The following is a 21924-nucleotide window of genomic DNA, read 5'->3' as shown; positions in this document are numbered from 1 at the left end:
CAGCAGCTGTTCGGTGAGGTCGAGCCAGGTCTGCAGGGTGTGCGCCGGGCTGGTGGTGTAGCTGAGGGTGCCCTGGGCGTGGGCGCCGTGGCGGCAGACCGCCTGCAGGGCGGCCTGCATGTTGCGCGGGTCGTTCATGGCATCGAAGACGCGGAACACGTCCATGCCGTTTTTGACGGCGCGCTCCACAAAGCGCTCCACCACGTCGTCGGCGTAGTGGCGGTAGCCGAGCAGGTTCTGGCCGCGCAGCAGCATCTGCAGCGGGGTTTTCGGCATCGCTTTTTTCAGCTCGCGCAGGCGGACCCACGGGTCCTCGCCGAGGAAGCGGATGCAGGCGTCAAAGGTGGCGCCGCCCCAGCATTCCAGCGAGCGGTAGCCGACGTCGTCGAGCGCGGCCGCAACGGGCAGCATATCGTCGAGACGCAGACGGGTGGCGAACAGGGACTGGTGGGCGTCGCGCAGGACGACATCGGTAATGGCAACGGTCATGAATTCCTCCGTGAATTAAGGATTAAGGCGGCGATGGTGGTGAATGGCGGCGACAATCGCCGGTTTTAAACGGGCGAAGTCGTCGGCGGGCGCGACGGCCGCGGGCGCCGCTTTGGGCGCGGCAGGCGGCTCAGGGAACAGACGGGTAACGGCGACGGACATCCCCCGGATGGCGAAAATGAGCAGCAGCAGGAACAGCAGCACGAAGCCCATGCCAAGAAACATCAGGGTGAAGCCTTCGCCTAACAGCGCAGCATCAGTCATAAAATAGCCTTTGGAGGGGCGCAATAATGGCGTAATAAACAGCCGCGATAGCCGAGTGGATTTCCCCAGACCACATAGTCAGAAGCCTCTTTATCGCGGAAATTAATTTTCGCCACTACTGCGCAATATATTTAACCGGGAGTTATTTAATAAAACTTACGTGCTGACAGATTTCATCAGCGACAATCTCTTTGCGCTGATTAAATATCACTTTATTCTGCTCAAACAGGTTATTCCCGTGGGTATCGATCGACACAATCAGTGGACCGAACTCTTTCACCCGGCAAACCCATAAGGTTTCCGGCATCCCCAAATCACGCCACTGGGCATCTTCAATTTCTTCTACACAGACCGCGGCGACCACCGCGCAGCCGGCCGGGAAGACGCAGTGGAGCGCTTTATGTTCGGCGCAGCCCTCTTCGGTCCCCTTACCCATGCCGCCTTTGCCGACAATTAATTTCACACCGGTCTTAGCAATAAATTCTTTTTCAAATTTCTCCATGCGCATACTGGTGGTTGGCCCAACAGAAACCATTTCAAATTTATCTTCTGTACCTTTAATCGGCCGCACAATGGGCCCGGCATGTAATATCGCGCCGCCGGCAACGTTGACCGGTAATTCACGTCCGCCTTCAATCAAACGACGATGGGCAACATCACGACAGGTAACAATATGACCATTGAGATAAATAATATCGCCCGCTTTAATATCAGCTAAATCTTCATCTTTAATTGGCGTAGTCAGTATTTTTTTAGTCATCAGAAAGCCACTCCTGTGTGAGACGTAATGGTGTAATTCAAATCTTTATCGAAAACGATATGTCCTTTGCGGTGCGACCAGCAGCCAACGTTGACCGCCACGCCGATGGTGGAAGGATGGCGCGCGGTATTTTCGATATTGACGCCCATCACCGAGGTGTTACCGGACATTCCCTGCGGGCCAAGGCCGATTTTATTAATGCCGTCTTCGAGCATTTTCTCCAGCGATGCGGCGCGTTCATTCTCATTGTGCGACCCCACCGGGCGCATCAGCGCTTTCTTCGACAGTAGCGCCGCGGTTTCAACGGAAGTCGCGACGCCAACGCCAACCAGCAGCGGCGGACAGGCGTTCAGGCCATAACTGGTCATGACATCCAGCACGAAACGAGTTACGCCTTCGTATCCAGCGCCCGGCATTAGCACCATCGCTTTACCCGGCAGCGAGCAGCCGCCGCCGGCCATATAGGTGTAAATACTGCACTGGTCAGAATCAGGGACAATCTCCCAGAATACCGTCGGCGTACCTTTACCCACGTTTTTACCGGTGTTGTATTCGTCAAAGGTCTCTACGCTGTTGTGGCGCAGCGGAGAATCCACGGTGGCTTTAATCACCGATTCGCGCAGCAGCGCTTCCAGCTCGCCAATCAGCGGGAAGTTGGCGCCGCACTCAACCAAAAACTGAATCACGCCGGTGTCCTGGCAAGACGGACGATCCAGCTCTTTCGCCAGACGCTGGTTTTCAATCATGGTGGTAAAGATGACGTCCGCCAGATGGCTGGTCTCTTTTTTATGCAACTCTTTCAGTTTTGCAGTGACGTCATCAGGCAATACTTTGCCGGTATATCCCACGAATTTGGCCATAATATCGGTCATTCGGGATATCTGTTCGCTTTTGCTCATAAAGGCTCCTTAGTCAGAACAGCGTCCGTAAATTACGGGTGAAAAGGGAAAAGAATTGGCAGCAGTACGAGGCTGACAATGGTAGAAACGAGAATCAGAGGAAGGCCGGATTTGGCGTAATCGACAAACTTATAGCCGCCGGCCGATAGCACCATCATGTTGGCGGGCATGCCGATCGGCGTCGCGTAGGCGCAGGAGCTGCCGATAACGGTCGCCATCAAAACCGCTTTCGGATCGGCGCCCATACCGGCCGCGATCGACAAACTCACCGGTACCAGTAGCGCGACGGTGGCGGTATTGGACATAAAGTTGGTCATGATGACGGACAGCGCAAAGACCACCGCCATCAACATGAACGGGGAAGAGTTCTGGCCCAGCATGCCGATGACATGATCGGCAACCAGCTTCCCAGCACCGGTCATTTCCAGCGCTTTTGCCAGCGCCAGCGTGCCGCCAAAAATGAAAATAGTCTGTGAATCAATCGCTTTATAGGCCTGCTTTTCCGTCAGCACGCCGGTAAACACCAGAACTAACGCACCGATACAGCCTGCCACCGTCAGGCTAATGCCGGTCTGTTTCTCAAAAATCATGCCGAGGATCGTGGCGATCAGCACCACCAGAGACAGGATCTGTTTCCAGCGCGGAACGTGGCTGTAATCTCGCTGTTCGCCGACGCTACCGACTTCACCGCCATTCGCGGTAGCAGGCAGGAATTTATAGCCGATAGTCAGGAAATAGAGGATGCCGCAGAGCAGCATCGGTAAACCCACCTTCGCATACTCAAAGAAGCCAAACCCGCTACCGATATTCTGCAACGCCGATTGCGCGATCAGGTTGCCGGGCGCGCCAATCAGCGACAGGTTACCGCCGAGCGCGGCGGCAAATACCAGCGGCATCAGTAAACGAGAGCGGGCAAAACCCGATTTCGCCGCCACGCCAATCACTACCGGGATCAGTACCGCCGCCGTACCGGTGTTGGAAAGAAAACCCGACATCACGCCGACAACCACCATGATGGTGAAAATCAGCTGTTTTTCGGTTTTGGCGAAGTGAGTGATCACCCCACCAACTTTATTGGCCATCCCGGTTTCAAATAACGCCCCGCCGACGATGAACATGGCGACAAAAAGAATGACGTTGGAGTCGATAAAACCGGCAAAAGCTTGTTTTAGATCCAACACGCCGGTGAGCACTAACGCCACGCAGACCACCATGGAAGTCACTGCCAAAGGCACCTTCTCCCAGACGAACATGACGATAGCGAACACCAGCAAACATAAGGTGATGGTAATCGGTTCCATATTTATAATTATCCCTATCAATGATATATGATATTGTATCCAATATTGACGAGGGAGAAATTATGCCCATGCAAAAAGTAAGTCAATGCGTTTTTACACAAAGATCGCGCAGTGCGATCTGCATCAAGATCCTCTGCAGATCGTCACAAGAGATGATTAATAGCGTTGATGAATGCGACTAAAACCAGCAGGCTTTAGCGCTATACAGAGGTTTCGGGAAGGTATCGCGTGAGCATATTTTCCATTGAGCGAATAATATGCTCGCGCATGCGCTGACGCGCCAGCTCTTCATTATGCTGTTCAAGTGCCTGTAAAATCTCTTTATGTTCCTGTATCGAGATAGCCGCATACTCCGCTTCGGTGACCTTGTGCCCCATCGACAGTCCGTTCCACATGTTGCAGAGCAGCATCTTCATTTTTTCGTTGCCCGCGGCGTTCCAGATCTCCATATGGAAAGCCTGATTCAGGTCGGAATATTCAGTGAAGTTATTATCGGCCAGCGCTTTTTCTGCTGAGTAGTGTACCTGGGCAATGCGCGAAATATCCGTGCCGGGACGAGATGCCTTCGCCACCGCCTCACTTTCCAGCAGCGCGCGAATTTCATAATGCTCGCGAATCGTCTGCTCGTTGATCCCTAACACCACCGCCCCTTTATTGGGGCGAACTTTAATCAGGCCATCGGCGGCTAAAATCTGAAACGCTTCGCGCACCGGCATGCTGGAAACCCCAACCATGCGGGCAATGCCTTCGAGAGTTATCTCCTGCCCTTCCACTAAATCCCGCGAAAGAATCGCTTTGCGTAATACCGCCGCGACCTGCTCTTTCGCCGAAAGAAGCTTAATTTTCCCTAATTTAGGCTTCTGCACTTTCCCAATCCTTCATATGTTGACGCATAATTTCCGCAAGCATGAGGAAATAACGCTGTGTTGCCTGAGCAATATTCCCCGCATCGCCGCGGCTAATGGCTCCAGCCAGTTCATGTAGTATCAGTGCCGATTCCTGGCTATCGTCTTTCAGATACAGAATGACATAAGAGATATAACCATCCAAAAATTGCTGATATGCCTTCGCCAGATAACGGTTATCAAGATAGGAAATCAGTAACTGATGAAAATCCAGTTCGCGAGTTTTGTCGCCAGGCTGCGCCAGGGCCTGCGCGCGCCCGAGCAGCAATTCCCCCTGGTTTGCCGGCACGAGAGTGAACAATTCGGCAGCCATCACCGCGATCACGCGAAAAATATGGCTAACATCATCGGGCACCAGCTTTGATACCTGCATATGACGGTTAGGCAAGCGCACCAGAAACCCCTCTTGTTCAAGAGACTGCAACGCTTCTCTAACCGGCATACGTGAAAGCCCTAGCTGCTCGGCAATACTCTCCTGCGCCAGCTCATCTCCCGCTTTCATCGCTCCGGAAAGAATTTGATAGCGAATAATTTGCGTAATGTGGTCCCTGGTCTGCTTTCTGTCGATCTTTTTCACAACGTCCTCATTGCTTGGGGCTTAAGACGCGGGGGATTTTAGCAGATTTAGCCGCCAGGCGGCGCATTCGCCAGGGAGATGAGGTGATAAAAAAGCCGGAACGACGGTTCCGGCTTTTCTGCTAACGAGACGTTACTTGTTGACGAAATCTTCGCCGAGGGCGATATCTTTCTTCAGCGTATCCAGCATGCCTTCCAGCGCCTGTTGTTCAAAAGCGCTGAGTTTACCGATGGACTGGCGCTCTTCCACGCCATTTTTGCCCAACAGCAGCGGCTGCGAGAAGAAACGGGCATACTGGCCGTCGCCTTCGACGTAGGCACATTCAACCACGCCTTTTTCACCCTGCATGGCACGCACCAGTGAGAGCCCGAAACGCGCAGCGGCCTGGCCCATAGAGAGTGTTGCCGACCCGCCGCCCGCTTTCGCTTCCACGACTTCCGTCCCGGCGTTTTGAATACGTTTAGTGAGATCCGCGACTTCCTGCTCGCTAAAGCTGACGCCAGAAATCTGCGACAATAAAGGCAGGATAGTGACGCCAGAGTGGCCGCCAATGACCGGAACTTCAACCTCGGTGGCCGACTTGCCTTTGAGCTCGGCGACAAAAGTATTAGAACGAATGATATCGAGAGTGGTAACGCCAAACAGTTTGTTTTTATCGTACACGCCGGCTTTTTTCAGCACTTCGGCGGCGATAGCGACGGTGGTATTTACCGGGTTGGTGATAATACCGATGCAGGCCTGCGGACAGGTTTTCGCAATCTGCTGCACCAGGTTTTTAACGATACCGGCATTAACATTAAATAAGTCGGAGCGATCCATGCCGGGCTTACGCGCGACGCCGGCGGAAATCAGCACCACATCAGCGCCTTCCAGCGCCGGGGTGGCATCTTCACCGGAGAAACCTTTGATTTTTACATCTGTGGGAATATGACTTAGATCTACCGCCACGCCCGGCGTAACCGGAGCGATGTCGTACAACGAGAGCTCTGAACCTGAAGGCAGTTGGGTCTTAAGTAGTAGGGCAAGCGCCTGGCCGATTCCACCAGCGGCGCCGAGGACTGCAACTTTCATCCTAAACTCCTTATTATGGTTAATTTACACCCTAAATAATTCGAGTTGCAGGAAGGCGGCAAGAGAGTGAATCCCCAGGAGCTTACTGAAGTAAGTGACTGGGGTGAACGATTGCAGCCAACGCCCATGCAGCTCGAAGTATGACGGGTATAGTCTTTCGTTATTCCGTCGCCTGGACCTTAATTCACAAGATGAACAATTACAATAATTATGGCTGAAGAATGCGGGGTACGCGCAATGATGCAGCAAATTCGCATTTTTCTTCCTGAGACTGGCCATCCAGCAAAGCCGTAGTACCGGACCGACTATTGGTTACAATACACCCAGCTCGCTCGGCAAAACAATATCAATTTCATAACATTTATTTCACTTTTACAGCAATTTACCCGCTGTGATGCAGGCATGTTCCTCATCAGGGTTATTTGCTAAAATATGCGCCTTTCATAACATTATTTACGCTATTCCTTTGCGGATTATTTGCATAAAAATGCACTTGTATGCATAATGATGTTGTTTTTACCACCATAATCTGGGTGACTTATGCGTAGTTCGGCAAAACAAGAAGAACTGGTTAAAGCGTTTAAATCGCTGCTTAAAGAAGAAAAATTCAGCTCGCAAGGCGAAATCGTTCAGGCGCTGCAGGAAGAAGGTTTCGAGAACATCAACCAATCGAAAGTTTCCCGCATGCTGACAAAGTTTGGCGCCGTTCGCACGCGTAACGCCAAAATGGAAATGGTCTACTGTTTGCCTGCCGAACTCGGCGTGCCGACGACCTCCAGCCCGCTGAAAAACCTGGTGCTGGACATCGATTATAACGATGCAGTGGTAGTGATCCACACCAGCCCCGGCGCGGCGCAGCTGATCGCACGCCTGCTGGATTCCTTAGGCAAAGCCGAAGGTATTCTGGGTAGTATCGCGGGTGATGACACTATCTTTACCACCCCTGCCCGCGGTTTTTCCGTTAAAGATCTCTACGACGCGATTCTGGTCCTGTTCGAACAGGAACTCTAAGCGCTCCCCCTCTGGTTCCTGCCAGAGGGTTCTTCCCCGCAAAATGCTATCCCCCAAACCTTCAAATAAAGCAGCATTTTTTTAACATTTAGTGTGGTTTTCCACCTCTATACATTCCTTTACCGAATGATAACGGCTAAAGCGCACAAAAGATCAAAGCGCAATATCTATTTGATTTAAATATAAATAATCATGATATTCACCCCGTGAATGACATTTCTAATTCTTATACGTTATAAAAACGACATTTCTTGGAAATTATTTACACTGAAAACAATTAGCATGGTATTAATATTTTTGGTGATTAGTGTATACTTGATTTTGTGATGAGGGTCACGAAACAAAGCCCCCTAATAATAAAATTCGACGAGGTGAACATCATGAAAATCAAAACCACTGTAGCCGCACTCAGCATGCTATCCGTACTGTCCTTTGGCGCTTTCGCCGCTGATTCAATCAACAGCACTCAAGCGGAAAGCCGCCAGTCACTGGGCACCGTATCTATCGGCGCGGTAGGTTCTTCCCCGATGGATATGCATGAAATGCTGAACAAAAAAGCACAAGAAGAAGGTGCTTCTTCTTATCGCATTATCGAAGCTCGCACCGGCGACCATTGGCACGCCACTGCTGAACTTTATAAATAAGCTTTAACGATTGTCGGTCATTAACTGAAACAGTATCTCTTCAGCGGCCTGGGTTCATATGAAATCTCCCGCCGCTGCACAAATGGTTGGAGTAAAGATTATGAAAAGCGCAATTATCATCGCATCCCTGGGTCTGGCATCTGTTCTCTCTTTCGGCGCAAGCGCAGCCGTACAGCAAGTGAACGCCGATCAAGCACAAAACCTGCAACCAATGGGCACTATCTCTGTATCGCAAGTAGGTAGCGCGCCAATGGATATGCGCCAGGAACTGGCGGCTAAAGCCGAGAAAGAAGGCGCCAGCAGCTACCGCATTATTGAAGCTCGTACCGGCGACAGCTGGCACGCGACTGCTGAGTTGTACAAATAAACCCTCGTCGTCTTATCCGACGACTTGCCCCCGCCTGCCGGGGGCTTTTTTATGCCCAACGGGCATTAAAACGTAGTAGCCCTTCCAGCTCCTCTTCCGCTTCATCGAACAGCAAAATTAACGCGCCAAAGCGACGACGCTGTTTTTCATCCAGATGGACAAATTCAATCTCCAGCGGGAACGGTAAGCGCCCTCCCGTCACCGCGCTCCACAGCGCGTCAAGGTTATCCACCTGCTTATCCGGTAGCGCGAAGGCGCGGGAAAACTCACGATAGAAATCCTGTTGCTCAGCTATTTCATCAAAATCAAAGGTATAAATAGTCATTGCCCGCCGCCCCTTCCGCTCTGTCCCTCTACACCAAATAAGTATAGCGATAAAAAAACCGACGCCGGGGCGTCGGTTCGCAGGTTAGCTATTGGTGAGCACGTGTTGATATTTTTTCAGCATATCCACCAGCCGTCGCACCGGCTCAGTAACCTGGGGCGACGCCTGCCAGTGAAGGAGTTTTTCCTGATAAACATCAAGCTCTTCCAGCAGACGGGTAAAGTAACGGCGGCGCTTATCGTCGCTACCGGCGGAGATAACGTGATCGGCGGTTCGCCGCAGCTGGCGGTGGAAGGCCGACAGATCCTCGTTTACCGGCACCGGGGCATCGCGTAGACGCTGGTGCGCGATAATCAGCGTCAGCGCCAGCCGGAAGCGGGCGATATCGCCGGGAAACTTATTCAGCAGTAAAAACAGCTGTTGATACAGCGCCGGCAAATGGTTCTCTTTACGCCGGGCGCTATTCGTGGTGAGCGAAGAGACCGCCGCCGAGACGAACTGGTTCAATAACACCCGTCCGGTGCGGGCCTGCGAGTTATCACGCACTAACAGAATCACCATCAGCGCGAGGAAACAGCCGACAATCTGCCCCAGAGCGCTATCGAGGAACTGGCTAAACTGGAACTGCATCGGGTTATCCAGCACCAAAATGTTGATGGTGCTCGCTAAAGCCCCCAGCGATCCCAACCGCCGCTTTTGTACCTCAATGCCGATAAAGAACGCCATCGCGGCAAGGCTGATACACAATAGCAGCATACTCTGCTGCGTCGCAGGCATGACGACAAGGAAGAACAGCGCGCCGAGCGGTAAAGCGGCAAGGGTGCCATAGAGGAAGTCTAAGGCCACCATTCGCGGGTTAGGCAGGCGCATCGCCAGCGCGGTCACCACGGCAATCATAACCATCGCCCCGCTACCGGATGTCCAGCCTGTCCATAGCCAAAACAGAGTGCCGAGAATACAGGAAATAGAGGTTCGCCAAAAGTTAACCATCGCGTGGTGACGCTCGGCGGACTCAACCTTCACCACCGTTTCGCCGCGTAAAACTTCATCTTCAATACGGCTAATTTTGGTATTGCCGACCACGCCGCGCTTGAGCAGCAGATAGCGCGTCGCCGCGCCGACCCAGCTATAAATAGTGACCGGCGTATTGTGTTCACCTTTCCAGGTCAGGAAGCGGCGCATACGCTTAAGCTGTTGATGCACATCCTGTACCGTTTCTACGGGCTCGGCAAACAGCTCGCGGTAGTCGTCAGTCACCATCTCCGGACGTGAGTTCTGGATCAGATAGGTTTCGCAGGCCTGAGTAATCAGCGTCAGCGATAGCGTGTTGATCGCCTTTAGCCGCTGGTTTACCTTCGACCAGCGCGAAGATTCCATGATCAGATTGCCGCGCATCCCTTCCAGCCCGGCAGTACGGCGCACCAGCGCTCCCCAGGCTTTGTCCACCACCTCGCTATCGCCATGGGCGACACAAAGCTGCATCAGGCGATACTGATCCAGCAGCAGGTTATCCAGTTCAAGGTCGATCTCTTTTTTGATGGAACGCGGGGAAAATAGCAGGTCAGCGACGATGGCGCTGACGATCCCGATGACGATTTCGCTACAGCGCTCGACGGCAAACTGCGGCGCCAGCATCGGGTCGGTATGAATGGTGATGATGATAATCAACGCCGTATAACCCGCCAGCCCCCAGGCGTAGGAGTTTTCCACCTTCACCAGCGAGGAGATCCAGGTGCAGAAACCGGCCCAGAGACAGCAGACCAGCATCATCAATAGCGGCGCGCGGATCATGAGGATAATGATCGCCAGCGCGGCAATACAGCCGATAAACGTCCCGGCAATACGCAACATTCCACGGTAACGAATCGCCCCGGAATAGGGTTCACCGCCGGCGGCAAATGCCGGACCGGCGGTCACGATAGCCGCGGTCAGTACGGCCCAGCGCGGGGTCTCAAGCTGAAAATGAAAGCCGACAAACAGCGCCAGCACCACCGCGCATGCAAGCTTAATGGCAAAGCGGAGATGCCGGGGAGCAATGGTATAGGTCCCCATGGCGATTAACCAAACTCACGCAAGCGCATGGCGACTTTCTGGAAGAAGTTGGCCTGGCTGGCGTCGCGATCTTCTTTACCGGTAATGACAACGGTCGCGGTGGTGCCCGACGGCCAGAGGTTGCCCTGCTGCTGGTCAAGACGGATACGTACCGGCACGCGCTGCGCCAGACGTACCCATTCAAGGTTGGAGTCAACGGAAGCCATGCCTTTCGCATCGCTGCTGCTGCTGGCGTTAGTCACGCCCGCGGCAACGCTGTCAACGGTACCTTTTATCACCTTACTACTGCCGAGCGGAGTGATTTCGGCACGATAGCCCGGACGCACGCCTTCCAGTTTGGTCTCTTCCAGATAGGCCATCACGTAGAAGGTATTTTGTTTCACCAAAGCGACCGCGGTCGAACCGCGGGTAATGAATTCGCCGGAGTAGACGTTCAGGTTGGTCACCCCGCCATCGGCTGGCGCACGAATCACCGTACGTTCAAGATCCAGTTTGGCTAAATCGCGGCTGGCCACCGCTTTCGCCAGCTGATGCTCAACGGTTTGCAGCACGTTGTTGGCCTGGTCAATCTCTTCGCGCGACATGGCCTGCACGCCGAGCCTGTTACGGCGCCCGGCTTCAACGCGTTTTTCCTGAGCCAGCGTCTGGTAATAGGAGACGTCGGCTTCCGCCTCCGCCAGCGCTTTTTGGTAACGAGGTTGGTCAATAACGAACAATACCTGGTCTTTCTTAACCAGTTGGTTATCCTTGACATTCACCTGCGAAATAAGCCCCGACACGTCCGGCGCGATGGCGACGATATCGGCGCTAAAGCGCGCATCGCGCGTCCACGGCGACGCGGTGTAGTACACCCATGCGCGAAAAATAGCGATAAACGCCAGAATAACCAGTATCACAGTGATGGCAGTACGCAGGATATTTCTTGTTAGTGTTTTCACATCGACCTCAAACGAACAAGCGCGATATCAGATAAAACAGACAGCAATACAGCGCAGTATTAAACAGTGCAGGGTGCCAGACAAAATCATAAATACCGGTCGGAACCAGCAAACGGTGCACCAGCCAGAAGATGGCTAGCGACAATAGCAGCTCAAAGAAGATCGGCGGAAACGATAGGCCGAAAATCACTATGACAGGAAACAGACTCATGATGACCTTGATAAGAAGCGTACAGGTGGTAGCGTGATGCGTTTATTATGTAGCTAACTATATATTAACGTAACAATTGCAGCCTTATCTATAATATGTGATCTAAATCACTTTTAAGCCAGAGTGAATAATGGAACGACTAAAACGTATGTCGGTGTTCGCCAAAGTGGTTGAGCTGGGCTCTTTCACCGCCGCCGCACGCCAGCTCCAGATGAGCGTTTCATCCATCAGCCAGACCGTTGCTAAACTGGAAGACGAGCTACAGGTAAAGCTGCTCAACCGCAGCACCCGCAGCCTGGGCTTAACAGAAGCGGGTAAAATTTATTACCAGGGCTGCCGAAGAATGCTCTTTGAAGCGCAGGACGTCCATGAACAGCTGTATGCCTTCAACAATACCCCTATCGGCACGCTGCGCATCGGTAGCTCTTCAACTATGGCACAGAATGTGCTGGCGCGCATAACCGCCGAAATGCTCAAAGAATATCCGGGTTTATCGATTAATCTGGTGACCGGCATCCCCGCCCCGGACCTGATTGCCGACGGCCTCGACGTGGTGATACGCGTCGGCGCGTTGCAGGATTCCAGCCTCTTCTCGCGGCGGCTGGGCTCGATGCCAATGGTGCTCTGCGCGGCGAAAAGCTATCTCCAGCACGCGGGATGCCCGGAAAAACCGGCGGATCTCGCCAGCCATTCGTGGCTGGAATATAGCGTACGGCCAGATAATGAGTTCGAAATTATCGCCCCGGAGGGGATCTCAACACGCCTGATCCCACAAGGACGCTTCGTCACCAACGACCCGATGACGCTGATCCGCTGGCTGACTGCCGGCGTTGGCGTGGCCTACGTTCCGCTGATGTGGGCGATCGACGAGATCAATCGCGGCGAACTGGAGATCCTGCTGCCGAGCTATCAATCGGATCCGCGGCCGGTCTATGCGCTGTATACCGAAAAAGACAAACTGCCGCTGAAGGTGCAGGTGTGTATTAACTATCTGACGGATTATTTCGTCGAAGTGGCGAAGATTTATCAGGGAATGCACGGGCGCGGGATGACCCGTTAATTGACTTCCCGGCAGCGGCTTCGCGCCGCCGGGACCAGCCGTTATCAGGCGGTGCCGCCAACGGTAAGGTTGTCGACTTTCAGCGTCGGCTGGCCGACGCCGACCGGTACGCTCTGCCCTTCTTTACCGCACACGCCAACGCCGCTATCCAGCTTCAGGTCGTTACCGACCATAGAAATCTGCTGCATCGCTTCGATACCGGAACCGATTAGCGTCGCGCCTTTGACTGCTTTAGTCACTTTGCCTTTTTCAATCAGATAGGCTTCCGAGGTCGAGAAGACAAATTTACCGGAGGTAATATCCACCTGGCCGCCGCCGAAGTTCGGCGCATAGATACCGTAATCGACCGATTCGATAATCTCCTGCGGCGTCGACTTACCGGCCAGCATATAGGTGTTGGTCATCCGCGGCATCGGCAGATGCGCATAGGATTCGCGGCGACCATTACCGGTCGGCGCAACGCCCATTAAGCGCGCGTTGAGCTTATCCTGCATATAACCTTTCAGGACGCCGTTTTCGATAAGCACGTTGTATTGACCCGGCGTACCTTCGTCATCAATCGCGACCGAACCACGGCGATCGGCCATGGTGCCGTCATCCACGACGGTGCACAGTTCAGAGGCGACTAATTCGCCCATGTGACCGCTGAAGACCGAGGTGCCGCGACGGTTAAAGTCACCTTCCAGGCCGTGGCCGACGGCTTCATGCAGCAGCACGCCAGGCCAGCCCGCGCCAAGCACCACCGGCAGCATTCCGGCTGGCGCGGCAACCGCGGACAGATTGACTAATGCCATACGTACCGCTTCACGCGCCCAGACATCCGCCCGTACGTCGCCATCCAGCGGCGCGAGGAAATAATCATAGCCAAACCGTCCGCCGCCACCGCTGGCGCCGCGCTCGCGTTTGCCGTCTTCTTCCACCAGCACGCTCACGGAGAGACGAACCAGCGGACGAACATCAGCGGCCAGCGTTCCGTCCGTTGCCGCCACCAGGATAAGCTCGTAGACGCCGCTCAGGCTGGCGGAAACTTCCTGCACGCGCTTATCGGCAGCACGCGCCACCTTATCAACGCGGCGCAGGATATCCAGTTTCTCTTCGCGGCTCATGCTCTGCAGCGGATCGACGCTGGTATAGAGAGAGCTATATTCCACCGCGCCGAGCGTCTGCACTTTGCCGTCGCCATGGTCGCGGACGATAGTACGCGCCGCCTGGGCACTCTGCTCAAGCGCCAGTTTGCTGATTTGGTCCGCATAGGCAAAACCGGTTTTTTCGCCGCTTACCGCCCGGACGCCTACGCCCTGGTCAATATTGTACGACCCATCTTTGATGATGCTGTCTTCCAGAACCCAGGATTCGTGATAGCTCGACTGAAAATAAAGATCGCCGTAATCGAGACGGCGCTCAGCCAGTTGGCCAAGAATGGCAAACAGGTCCTGATGGTTCAGGCCATTTGCCGACAGTAATTGTTCACTTACCAGGTTCAAACTCATCGTTACGCTACTCGTTTGTTGCCGCCTGACACAGGGAAATGCCATGCGGCGAAAAAGATGACGGGGAGAAAATACTCTCTATTGAGAGTGCGATAATTCCCCGTACTCGTCAAATCATTGCTTTTTGTTGCTGCGCGCCTGGCGCAGCACTTCATTGATTTCCGGCTGATCGATTGGACCCGTAATGCGATAGCGCAGAATCGATACTTTGTTCCACAGCGGCCCAAGCACCTTGCTGGCGGCAAACACCGCCGCGCCGACAATCGGGTTGACGGCGAATGCCGCCGCTACGCCCACGGTTGCCGAAATTTCCGGCGCCACCACCGCTTGTAAATCTAAACGACGGCGCACCAGATCGACCGAACCTTTCATCGCGATGTCGGCTTCAAGCCCATCCACCAGCGTATCATCCGTATTCAGCACGCCGTCTTTAATCCACGCCGTACTGCGAATTGAATCGAACCAGAACCCTTCCTGGAAGGTGTCGCTGAAATCGAAGCGTAGCTTACGCAGCAGCGCATCAACGCTCAATAGCCTTAACAGCTGACCGGCATGACCAGTGCTCAGGTCAGTAAACTCGCCTTTGCCGAGGCGGCTTTTGAGGATCCCGTTCAGCGAAGCGACATCAGGCTGCCATGGCGGCGCGCGCCAGTGCAGATCGTAATCGACATCAAACGACGACCCTTTCACCGGCGTCGAAACACCGAAGAAGTTCACGAAGTCGTCCGTTTTATTACCGTGCAGCTTGCCTTTCAACGAGGTACGCACGCCGCCGGGCGCATTCACCCAGACGCCATCGGTAGTGAGGCGGCCAAAGCCGGTATCCACCAGGCCATTGCTGAGGGTTAGCGTATCGCCCTTGATATTGAAGTCACCGTCGATTCGCCCATACTTTTGCCCCCACAGCCAGCACTCTTTACAGCGCAGCTGTAAATCAGGCCAGCCGCGGAAATCCAGACGCGTATCAGCCAGCGGGCCGCTCTCTTTTTTCACCGTGCCGTTGTTATCGCTGGAAGGGTTGTAATAGAGATAGCGAATGGCCGCCAGCCAGGGCGCGTTCTTATGCATCGTCAACGTGGCGTTGATTTCACGCCCCTGCGCCTCCACCTTCGAGCCGCTACCGTCAGGCTGGGAAACCAGACTGACGTTATTCCAGTTCTGTCCGGCGAAGGCCAGCGACGGTGTACGAAGCGTCACGCGCTCCGGGAAGGCCATATTACTGCTCACTTCGTTGACGGCCCCCCGCTGGAACAACGCCAGCCATTGCGCGCCATCCATCGCCGGCATGTTCAGCTCGACGCCTGATGCTTCAGGCAGCGAAGGAATCGCTTTGCTGTCGGAGGTCAAAATCGCCCGGTCGAGCGTCAGCTTATTATTCAGCAGCCAGCGACTATTGACGTGGTTCTTGCTGCCGATATTGCCGGTCAGATCGAAGCTGTTTAAGCCGCCGGTCACGTTGATTTTCACCGGCAACGGTTCGCCCGCCGATTTATTCACCGGCGCAGGTAAGTGACTACTCACATTTCTCAGATCGCCGTTGATATCGACTTTGTAGCTCGCGCTACCGCGATACGGTAACTCAATGGCCACTTTGCCATCCCAGGGGACGCTGCCGCTGAGTTCATCGTTGACCGCTTTCGGCAGCAGGCCGGTACGCGTCGGCTGCCAATTAGCGTTCATGCCGACGTCAACGAGGAAGGCTTTCGCCCCTTCCGTGGTGGTGAAATTGAGGTTCAGCGGTTGATTAAACCAGGTCGCGCTTAGCGGCCCGCTTTTTAAATCTCCATTCTCAAAGCTGAACTGACCATTGAGATTCTTCAGCGTCGCGTCAATCGGCTTGATAAACAGATCGTTATTTTTCAGCCGCACATCGCCTTTGGCGGTGGTCATCTCGCCATCGAGCGGGATAGCAAGATGTAAGCGAGCGCTCACATTACCATCAAGCTGTAGTTCATCCAGCGCCGAGCCGAGCGTGTCCTTCAGCGGGGTCTGTTTGAAATAAGGGCCAACCTCTTTGCCTGGACCGTTAACATCGGCATCGATAAACAGTTTTTCATGGGAATAGTCAGGGATCACCGCGTCAAGGTTGCTGGCGGTGACGTTGCCCAGCATCGCTTTATCCGCCTTCATCCACAGGCCGTTATTGACGAAGTTAAGGTTGATATCTAATCCGGTCAGCGCCGGCCAGTCCGGCTGGAAGGCGAAGGTCGCGTTCTTCAGCGGTACCGAGACCTGGAATTGGCCTTCGTTATGCTCATAAGGGAACAGATGCGGGTTGCCGCCGTAAACCAGGGTAGCGTTGCTGGCCTGCCCGCCCTTAATTGCGCCGCTCAGGTAATCCACCAGCGCTTTGCCCATCAGGTTTTCCGGGAAATAACGCCACGCCTGGCCGCCGTCGTTAGTGCTGATGCCCGCCAGGATGCCTAACCACGGCTCATCGCCTTCCGGCTGCAGATAGCGGAAGCCGCCGCGCGCGCGAACGCCGGTTGCCTGCACGTCGATATCGCGGCCATCCAGCATAAAGCCCTTGCTGTTCTTCTCCCAGCTTAGAGTCGCATCGCCCTGGGCTATCTCCAGCGGCGCGCGAAAGACCGTTTCATAAGGCATTTTCGCCTGGGTCATATGCGCGCGCAGTTCGCCGTTTTCCACGCTGCCGCTCAGGCTGCCGGAAAAGTGCTCGGCCCCCGGCAACAGCTTCCACTGCTTCCAAGCCAGATCGCTCCAGTCCGCCTGGAAACGGGTCTTCTCCGTTGCCTGCAGCGGGATATCTAACGCCAACAGGTTAATTTTTCCGCTCGGCTGGGTGGTTCGCCAGACTTCGCCGAAGCTCGGCGCCAGCTTATCGGCCATCGGTTGCAGACCGGTCAGGCCGCCAAGATCGAGATTGCTGGCGCGGATGCGCAGTTCATCGCTGCGCTGATTGTTATTACCACCCACTTCCTGCGCCGGGATCCACGCCATCGCCAGCGCGCCGCGCGGCCAGGCCTTGCCGTCTATCGAGATCCGCGTGTCGGGGATATGAAATGCCCAGCTTTGATTTTCGCGCGTGATATGCGCCGTCAGGTTATCCACCGACAGCTTATGCAGATGTTTATCACCCTGCCAGCTGGCGCCGCCTTTTTTCAGCCATACATCACCGCTGGCGACATCGCCTTTATCGATAGTCATCCAGCCTTCGAGACTAAAGCGCGCGCTCTGCAGGGCGATGTTGTCCTGCATCCAGCGTCCGAGCCAGGGTTTAACGTCGATGTCGTCGGCCTGTAACCAGAGGCGCCCCTTGTTGAGCAGGCCGTTCTCGTCACGTAAATCCATCCGCACCTGCATGACGCCGTGCTGGCCGGTGAGACTCGAAAGGCTCAGTTGCCCCTCGGCGCGGTGGCGGTTTTTACCGTTAAGCCAGGTCAGCTGTGGGATCGCCAGTTCAGCACGCTGACCGGAAATCGTCAGGAAGCTCAAATGGCTATCACGGAGAATAAAGTGGTCAAACTGACGCAGGAACAGATCGCTGATGCGATCGGTCTTCAGACTTGCGCCGTCGTCGTTAGTCTGGATGGGCGTATTGGTGTGAATTTGCAGCTGCCAAAAGGTCAGGTCGCGGAACTGCCAGCGCATATGTAGCAGGCTTTGCCAGACGTCGAGCGCAAGGGTAACCCGTTTGATCGTCATTTCGCCACCGTCTTTCAAGGTGGCTTTAATATCGCGAACGTCCAGCGTCGGGCCGAAGTTTTCCCAGTTGGCGTTGATCTGCGAGGCATCAACCGCGACCCCGGATACCGCGGTAATTTTCTCCAGCAGTTGGGGACGCCAGTTATTTAGCTGCGGCAATGCCAGACGCAGGCCGCTCACCAGCAGCGCAACAATCACCACCACGGTTGCCACGGTGAGCAGTAATATCCCGGGCCATCGCCTCAACGCATCTCTCCTTGTCAGCCTGTTACGCTTTATCCTTCAGCCCGCCTGTTTACCCGCCCCCGACGCCATCGGGAGCGACAGGCTGAATGATTACATCATTACCACATCGAACTGCTCTTGATTATAGAGCGGCTCAATTTGTACTTTGACCTGCTTGCCGACAAAGATTTCAACTTCCGCCAGCGCGTGGGACTCTTCCCCTTTCAGAGCTTCCGCGACGGCAGGTGAAGCATAGACCAGGAAGCGGTCTGAGTCATACGCATGATGCACGCGGACTATTTCGCGCATGATCTCATAACAGACCGTTTCGACCGACTTTACCGTACCGCGCCCATGACAGGTAGGACACTCGTTACACAGCACATGTTCCACGCTTTCGCGGGTGCGTTTACGGGTCATCTCGACCAGCCCCAGCTGCGAGAAGCCGTTAATGCTGGTTTTCACCCGGTCTTTACTCAGCGCCTGCTCCAGGGAATGCAGTACCCGACGACGATGATCTTCATTATTCATATCGATAAAATCAATGATGATAATGCCGCCCAGGTTACGCAAGCGCAGCTGGCGCGCGATAGCCTGCGTGGCTTCAATATTGGTATTGAAGATAGTGTCGTCGAGATTGCGGTGGCCAACAAACGCCCCGGTATTGATATCGATGGTGGTCATCGCTTCGGTCTGATCGATGATCAGATAGCCGCCTGACTTCAGCTCGACTTTACGCTCCAGCGCGCGCTGGATTTCGTTCTCAACGTCAAAGAGATCGAAAATCGGCTGGCGGCCGCTGTAATGTTCCAGCTTGCTGGTCATTTCCGGGATGTATTCCGCGGTGAACTCCAGCAGCGCCTCGTAGGTCAGGCGCGAATCCACGCGAATGCGGTCAAGCTGAGCATCGGCGAAATCGCGCAGCACGCGCTGGGCCAGCGCCAGCTCGCCGTACATCTGATAGCGGGTCTGGTTACGCTTTTTGCGTTCCATCACTTTGGTCCAGACGCGCTTGAGGTAGGCCGCATCCGCCGCCATCTCTTGCTCATGCACGCCTTCCGCCGCGGTGCGAATAATAAACCCGCCCTGCTCGTCGCAATATTCGGTGACCACGCTTTTCAGACGTTCGCGCTCGGCCTCGCTTTCAATTCTCTGCGATACGCCGACGTGCGAAGCGCCCGGCATAAACACTAAATAGCGGGAAGGTATGGTGATGTCGGTGGTCAGACGCGCGCCTTTGGTACCCAGCGGGTCTTTCACCACCTGCACCATCAGGTCCTGGCCCTGACGCACTAGTTCGGAAATATCGCGAACGGTAAACTGCTTTTGCTCTTCACCCGCCACGCACTCGGTGTGCGGCATGATATCGGAAGCATGCAGGAAGGCGGCCTTATCCAGGCCAATATCTACAAAAGCCGCCTGCATTCCAGGCAACACACGACTGACACGACCTTTGTAGATATTGCCTACGATTCCGCGCCGCGCTTCTCTCTCAATATGAATTTCCTGCAGGATCCCGCCATCGATATACGCGACGCGCGTCTCGGATGGCGTTACGTTAACTAATAATTCAGCCGTCATCTTTATCCCTTTTCTTCACGCAGTGAGTTAAAGTTACTCAGCAACTCATACGTTTCCACCAGCGGTAAGCCGACTACGGCGTGATAGCTGCCATTTATCTTCCTGACAAAACAACCACCCAACCCTTGAATACCGTATGCGCCTGCTTTATCTAAAGGTTCGCCGCTGGCTACGTAGGTAGCGATATCCTGCTCGGAGAGCAGACGGAAGGTCACTTCCGTCACCACCAGGCAATCCAGCGTTTGCTGCTTATCCGCCAACGCCACCGCGGTCATCACCTGGTGGGTTTTTCCGGAAAGCATGCGAAGCATTTCTGCGGCGTGCCCGGCGTCGCGCGGCTTTTCCAGCACTTCGCCGTTAAGAATGACAATCGTATCCGCCCCCAACACCGGCAGATCGCGCGGCGCCATAGCAACGCCAGCCAGCGCTTTTTCACGCGCCAGACGCGCAACGTAATGCGCAGCGCTCTCCTGCGGGTCGCGCCGTTCCTCAATACCCGGAACCAGGCGTTCGAAAGAGAGACCAAGCTGAGTTAACAGTTCCTGCCGACGCGGGGAACCAGAAGCCAGATACAGAGTTGTCATATCAACCTTTATTGAACCGCAAATTGCTGACGCACTTTACGCATTAGCAGGAATAGCCACGGCCAGAGCACACCGTTTACTACACTACTCCAGAACACTTCCGGACGGAAAGAGACGTTGATCACTAAAAACTCTGCCCAGAAAACAATGATATCAACGGCAAGAGACAACAGCATGACCACCAGCGCCTGTTGCCAGAGCGCCAGATTACGGAACAGCTGATATTTTAAAGCGACCAGATAGGCAACAATACTTAACGACAGCGCGCGTACGCCGAGGGTCGAACCGCTGATGAGGTCGAGAATCGCCCCCATCACAAATCCGGTACCGACGTTAACCCGGTGCGGCAGCGCGAGGATCCAGTACAACAGAATCAACAACACCCAGTTTGGCCGGAAGACGGTGATGTCCTGCGGCCAGGGCATAATCTGCAGCAATAGCGCAATAAGAAACGAGAGCCAGATAACCCAGCGTCCCTGGCTACGATAACTTGCCACTATTGCCCCCCTGCTGGCAGAGGTTGCGCGGACGGCGGCGGCGTCAGGCCTGTCGCCGGCGCCGGCATCTGCGGCCCCATCGCATCAGGCGCAGGCAGCACCTGCGGCATCATTTGCATCAGGCGCTCATTGGCAACGCGGTGCACCTCTTCCGGAGTCATCGGGTTAGCGCCGTTGCGATCGGCGCCCCACAGCAGCAGCAGATAGCGCAAACGCTGCAGTCCGGCGGTCGGACGGGCCTGGATCACCGTGTATGCACGCTGAGTATCCAGACGTACCGAGGAGACTACCCCAACCGGATACCCTTCCGGGAAGCGTCCGCCGAGCCCGGAGGTCACCAGCACATCGCCGACGCGAATATCAGTATTCGCCGGCAGATGTTCAAGCTGTAAATCATCAGTGCAGCCGTTACCGGCAGCAATGACGCGGATATCGTTACGCAGCACCTGGATCGGCAAGGCATGGGTCGCATCGCAAATGAGCAGCACGCGGCTGGTCATTTTCGCTACCGCCACCACCTGGCCGACAACGCCCTTGTCGCTAATGACCGGTTGGCCTTCATAAACGCCATTGACGCTGCCCTTGTCGATAACGACCTGATCGCTGTAGGGATCGTTAACCGTCGAGATAACCTGGGTCACCATCTTCTGCTCATCCTGACGCAGCGGCGAGCCTAACAGCTCACGTAGACGGGCGTTTTCTTGTTTGTATTGACCCAGCATCAGCAGATCGCTGTTTTTCAACAGCAGTTCCTGACGCAGCGCGCGGTTTTCGAGTTCGAGCTGATCGCGGGTCGCCAGCGATTGCGATACGCTGTCGAGCAGTTCCCGGGGACCATTTGAGATAAAGTAGAAAGGACTGACGGCTGTATCCATGTACGTTCGAATCTGGCTGAACGTACCCAGGCGGCTGTCGGCGATAATGACGCCAAGCGCCACCAAAACCGCCAGAATAAGGCGAATCTGTAGCGACGGGCCACGGCTAAAAATTGGCTTCATAGGCTATGC

The 21924-nt window shown here is 54.7% G+C and carries 21 protein-coding genes and 1 pseudogene; 4 read left to right on the top strand and 18 right to left on the bottom strand.

Going from position 1 to position 21924, the window contains the following annotated elements:
• The 8 genes and pseudogenes from PGQ95_RS24445 to mdh all read right to left on the bottom strand — a co-directional run.
• A pseudogene (locus PGQ95_RS24445) lies at positions 1-489 on the bottom strand (sodium-extruding oxaloacetate decarboxylase subunit alpha); the annotation flags it as partial.
• Positions 490-504: 15 nt separating this feature from the next.
• Positions 505-753, bottom strand: a complete 249-nt coding sequence (locus PGQ95_RS24440; protein WP_087859670.1) for an oxaloacetate decarboxylase subunit gamma — start codon at positions 751-753, stop codon at positions 505-507.
• Between the two features lie 142 nt (positions 754-895).
• On the bottom strand, positions 896-1513 hold the full coding sequence (gene ttdB / locus PGQ95_RS24435; RefSeq protein WP_015703618.1) for a L(+)-tartrate dehydratase subunit beta: 618 nt from the start codon (positions 1511-1513) through the stop codon (positions 896-898).
• A complete protein-coding gene (gene ttdA / locus PGQ95_RS24430) occupies positions 1513-2412 on the bottom strand; it encodes a L(+)-tartrate dehydratase subunit alpha (protein ID WP_087859179.1) in 900 nt (299 codons plus the stop codon). Before ttdA ends, ttdB begins: the two co-directional genes overlap by 1 nt.
• 32 nt (positions 2413-2444) lie before the next feature.
• The gene (locus PGQ95_RS24425) at positions 2445-3713 is read right to left on the bottom strand and encodes an SLC13 family permease (protein WP_087859178.1); all 1269 of its coding nucleotides are present in this window, start codon (positions 3711-3713) and stop codon (positions 2445-2447) included.
• A 200-nt stretch (positions 3714-3913) separates the two neighbouring features.
• A complete protein-coding gene (locus tag PGQ95_RS24420; protein ID WP_087859177.1) occupies positions 3914-4579 on the bottom strand; it encodes a GntR family transcriptional regulator in 666 nt (221 codons plus the stop codon).
• Positions 4566-5195, bottom strand: coding sequence for a GntR family transcriptional regulator (locus PGQ95_RS24415; protein ID WP_113375041.1), 630 nt, complete (start codon positions 5193-5195; stop codon positions 4566-4568). The genes PGQ95_RS24420 and PGQ95_RS24415 overlap by 14 nt, the downstream gene beginning before the upstream one ends.
• A 132-nt stretch (positions 5196-5327) precedes the next feature.
• Complete coding sequence (gene mdh / locus PGQ95_RS24410) at positions 5328-6266, bottom strand: malate dehydrogenase (protein WP_045397222.1); 939 nt, start codon at positions 6264-6266, stop codon at positions 5328-5330.
• 540 nt (positions 6267-6806) lie between these two features.
• Here mdh and argR point away from each other — a divergent pair.
• The 3 genes from argR to yhcN-B all read left to right on the top strand — a co-directional run bounded on the left by argR (position 6807) and on the right by yhcN-B (position 8288).
• Entirely contained in the window at positions 6807-7277 is a 471-nt protein-coding gene (gene argR / locus PGQ95_RS24405; protein ID WP_015369474.1) for a transcriptional regulator ArgR, read from the top strand.
• Between the two features lie 380 nt (positions 7278-7657).
• Positions 7658-7921: a peroxide/acid stress response protein YhcN gene (gene yhcN, locus PGQ95_RS24400; RefSeq protein WP_015369473.1), complete on the top strand. Its 264-nt coding sequence runs from the start codon at positions 7658-7660 to the stop codon at positions 7919-7921.
• Between the two features lie 100 nt (positions 7922-8021).
• Complete coding sequence (gene yhcN-B / locus PGQ95_RS24395) at positions 8022-8288, top strand: DUF1471 family stress response protein YhcN-B (RefSeq protein ID WP_015369472.1); 267 nt, start codon at positions 8022-8024, stop codon at positions 8286-8288.
• 49 nt (positions 8289-8337) lie between these two features.
• Here yhcN-B and PGQ95_RS24390 read toward each other — a convergent pair whose 3' ends face one another.
• The 4 genes from PGQ95_RS24390 to aaeX all read right to left on the bottom strand — a co-directional run bounded on the left by PGQ95_RS24390 (position 8338) and on the right by aaeX (position 11814).
• On the bottom strand, positions 8338-8613 hold the full coding sequence (locus PGQ95_RS24390) for a barstar family protein (protein WP_045380213.1): 276 nt from the start codon (positions 8611-8613) through the stop codon (positions 8338-8340).
• 84 nt (positions 8614-8697) lie between these two features.
• Positions 8698-10665: a p-hydroxybenzoic acid efflux pump subunit AaeB gene (aaeB, locus tag PGQ95_RS24385; RefSeq protein WP_325082229.1), complete on the bottom strand. Its 1968-nt coding sequence runs from the start codon at positions 10663-10665 to the stop codon at positions 8698-8700.
• Positions 10666-10670: 5 nt separating this feature from the next.
• A complete protein-coding gene (aaeA, locus tag PGQ95_RS24380) occupies positions 10671-11603 on the bottom strand; it encodes a p-hydroxybenzoic acid efflux pump subunit AaeA (RefSeq protein WP_430919641.1) in 933 nt (310 codons plus the stop codon).
• A gap of 7 nt (positions 11604-11610) precedes the next feature.
• Complete coding sequence (gene aaeX, locus PGQ95_RS24375) at positions 11611-11814, bottom strand: p-hydroxybenzoic acid efflux pump operon protein AaeX (protein ID WP_002918640.1); 204 nt, start codon at positions 11812-11814, stop codon at positions 11611-11613.
• Between the two features lie 130 nt (positions 11815-11944).
• Between aaeX and aaeR the strand changes: the two genes are divergently transcribed.
• Positions 11945-12874, top strand: a complete 930-nt coding sequence (aaeR, locus tag PGQ95_RS24370; RefSeq protein ID WP_015703623.1) for an HTH-type transcriptional activator AaeR — start codon at positions 11945-11947, stop codon at positions 12872-12874.
• A gap of 44 nt (positions 12875-12918) precedes the next feature.
• Here the strand turns inward: aaeR and tldD are convergent, their stop codons facing one another.
• The 6 genes from tldD to mreC form a co-directional block, all read right to left on the bottom strand.
• On the bottom strand, positions 12919-14364 hold the full coding sequence (gene tldD / locus PGQ95_RS24365; protein WP_015369467.1) for a metalloprotease TldD: 1446 nt from the start codon (positions 14362-14364) through the stop codon (positions 12919-12921).
• 114 nt (positions 14365-14478) lie between these two features.
• Positions 14479-18276: an AsmA2 domain-containing protein YhdP gene (gene yhdP, locus PGQ95_RS24360; RefSeq protein ID WP_087859172.1), complete on the bottom strand. Its 3798-nt coding sequence runs from the start codon at positions 18274-18276 to the stop codon at positions 14479-14481.
• A gap of 90 nt (positions 18277-18366) precedes the next feature.
• Positions 18367-19836: a ribonuclease G gene (gene rng, locus PGQ95_RS24355; RefSeq protein WP_015369465.1), complete on the bottom strand. Its 1470-nt coding sequence runs from the start codon at positions 19834-19836 to the stop codon at positions 18367-18369.
• Positions 19837-19838: 2 nt separating this feature from the next.
• Positions 19839-20420, bottom strand: a complete 582-nt coding sequence (locus PGQ95_RS24350) for a Maf family protein (RefSeq protein ID WP_087859171.1) — start codon at positions 20418-20420, stop codon at positions 19839-19841.
• Between the two features lie 8 nt (positions 20421-20428).
• Entirely contained in the window at positions 20429-20917 is a 489-nt protein-coding gene (gene mreD / locus PGQ95_RS24345) for a rod shape-determining protein MreD (RefSeq protein WP_015369463.1), read from the bottom strand.
• Positions 20917-21915: a rod shape-determining protein MreC gene (mreC, locus tag PGQ95_RS24340; RefSeq protein ID WP_015369462.1), complete on the bottom strand. Its 999-nt coding sequence runs from the start codon at positions 21913-21915 to the stop codon at positions 20917-20919. The genes mreD and mreC overlap by 1 nt, the downstream gene beginning before the upstream one ends.
• Positions 21916-21924 lie beyond the last annotated feature (9 nt).

The organism is Klebsiella sp. 141240 (assembly GCF_050600805.1).
In the GTDB taxonomy this organism is placed as follows: domain Bacteria; phylum Pseudomonadota; class Gammaproteobacteria; order Enterobacterales; family Enterobacteriaceae; genus Klebsiella; species Klebsiella aerogenes.
This window is presented reverse-complemented; position numbering and strand designations above follow the sequence as displayed.

Excerpts from the sequence above, each read along its gene's own strand:
- mdh (WP_045397222.1), bottom strand. The coding sequence starts at position 6,266 with ATGAAAGTTGCAGTCCTCGGCGCCGCTGGTGGAATCGGCCAGGCGCTT.
- yhcN (WP_015369473.1), top strand. The coding sequence starts at position 7,658 with ATGAAAATCAAAACCACTGTAGCCGCACTCAGCATGCTATCCGTACTG.
- PGQ95_RS24350 (WP_087859171.1), bottom strand. The coding sequence starts at position 20,420 with ATGACAACTCTGTATCTGGCTTCTGGTTCCCCGCGTCGGCAGGAACTG.
- PGQ95_RS24390 (WP_045380213.1), bottom strand. The coding sequence starts at position 8,613 with ATGACTATTTATACCTTTGATTTTGATGAAATAGCTGAGCAACAGGAT.
- aaeR (WP_015703623.1), top strand. The coding sequence starts at position 11,945 with ATGGAACGACTAAAACGTATGTCGGTGTTCGCCAAAGTGGTTGAGCTG.
- aaeX (WP_002918640.1), bottom strand. The coding sequence starts at position 11,814 with ATGAGTCTGTTTCCTGTCATAGTGATTTTCGGCCTATCGTTTCCGCCG.
- argR (WP_015369474.1), top strand. The coding sequence starts at position 6,807 with ATGCGTAGTTCGGCAAAACAAGAAGAACTGGTTAAAGCGTTTAAATCG.
- yhcN-B (WP_015369472.1), top strand. The coding sequence starts at position 8,022 with ATGAAAAGCGCAATTATCATCGCATCCCTGGGTCTGGCATCTGTTCTC.
- ttdA (WP_087859179.1), bottom strand. The coding sequence starts at position 2,412 with ATGAGCAAAAGCGAACAGATATCCCGAATGACCGATATTATGGCCAAA.
- rng (WP_015369465.1), bottom strand. The coding sequence starts at position 19,836 with ATGACGGCTGAATTATTAGTTAACGTAACGCCATCCGAGACGCGCGTC.
- PGQ95_RS24425 (WP_087859178.1), bottom strand. The coding sequence starts at position 3,713 with ATGGAACCGATTACCATCACCTTATGTTTGCTGGTGTTCGCTATCGTC.
- PGQ95_RS24440 (WP_087859670.1), bottom strand. The coding sequence starts at position 753 with ATGACTGATGCTGCGCTGTTAGGCGAAGGCTTCACCCTGATGTTTCTT.
- mreC (WP_015369462.1), bottom strand. The coding sequence starts at position 21,915 with ATGAAGCCAATTTTTAGCCGTGGCCCGTCGCTACAGATTCGCCTTATT.
- ttdB (WP_015703618.1), bottom strand. The coding sequence starts at position 1,513 with ATGACTAAAAAAATACTGACTACGCCAATTAAAGATGAAGATTTAGCT.
- tldD (WP_015369467.1), bottom strand. The coding sequence starts at position 14,364 with ATGAGTTTGAACCTGGTAAGTGAACAATTACTGTCGGCAAATGGCCTG.
- aaeB (WP_325082229.1), bottom strand. The coding sequence starts at position 10,665 with ATGGGGACCTATACCATTGCTCCCCGGCATCTCCGCTTTGCCATTAAG.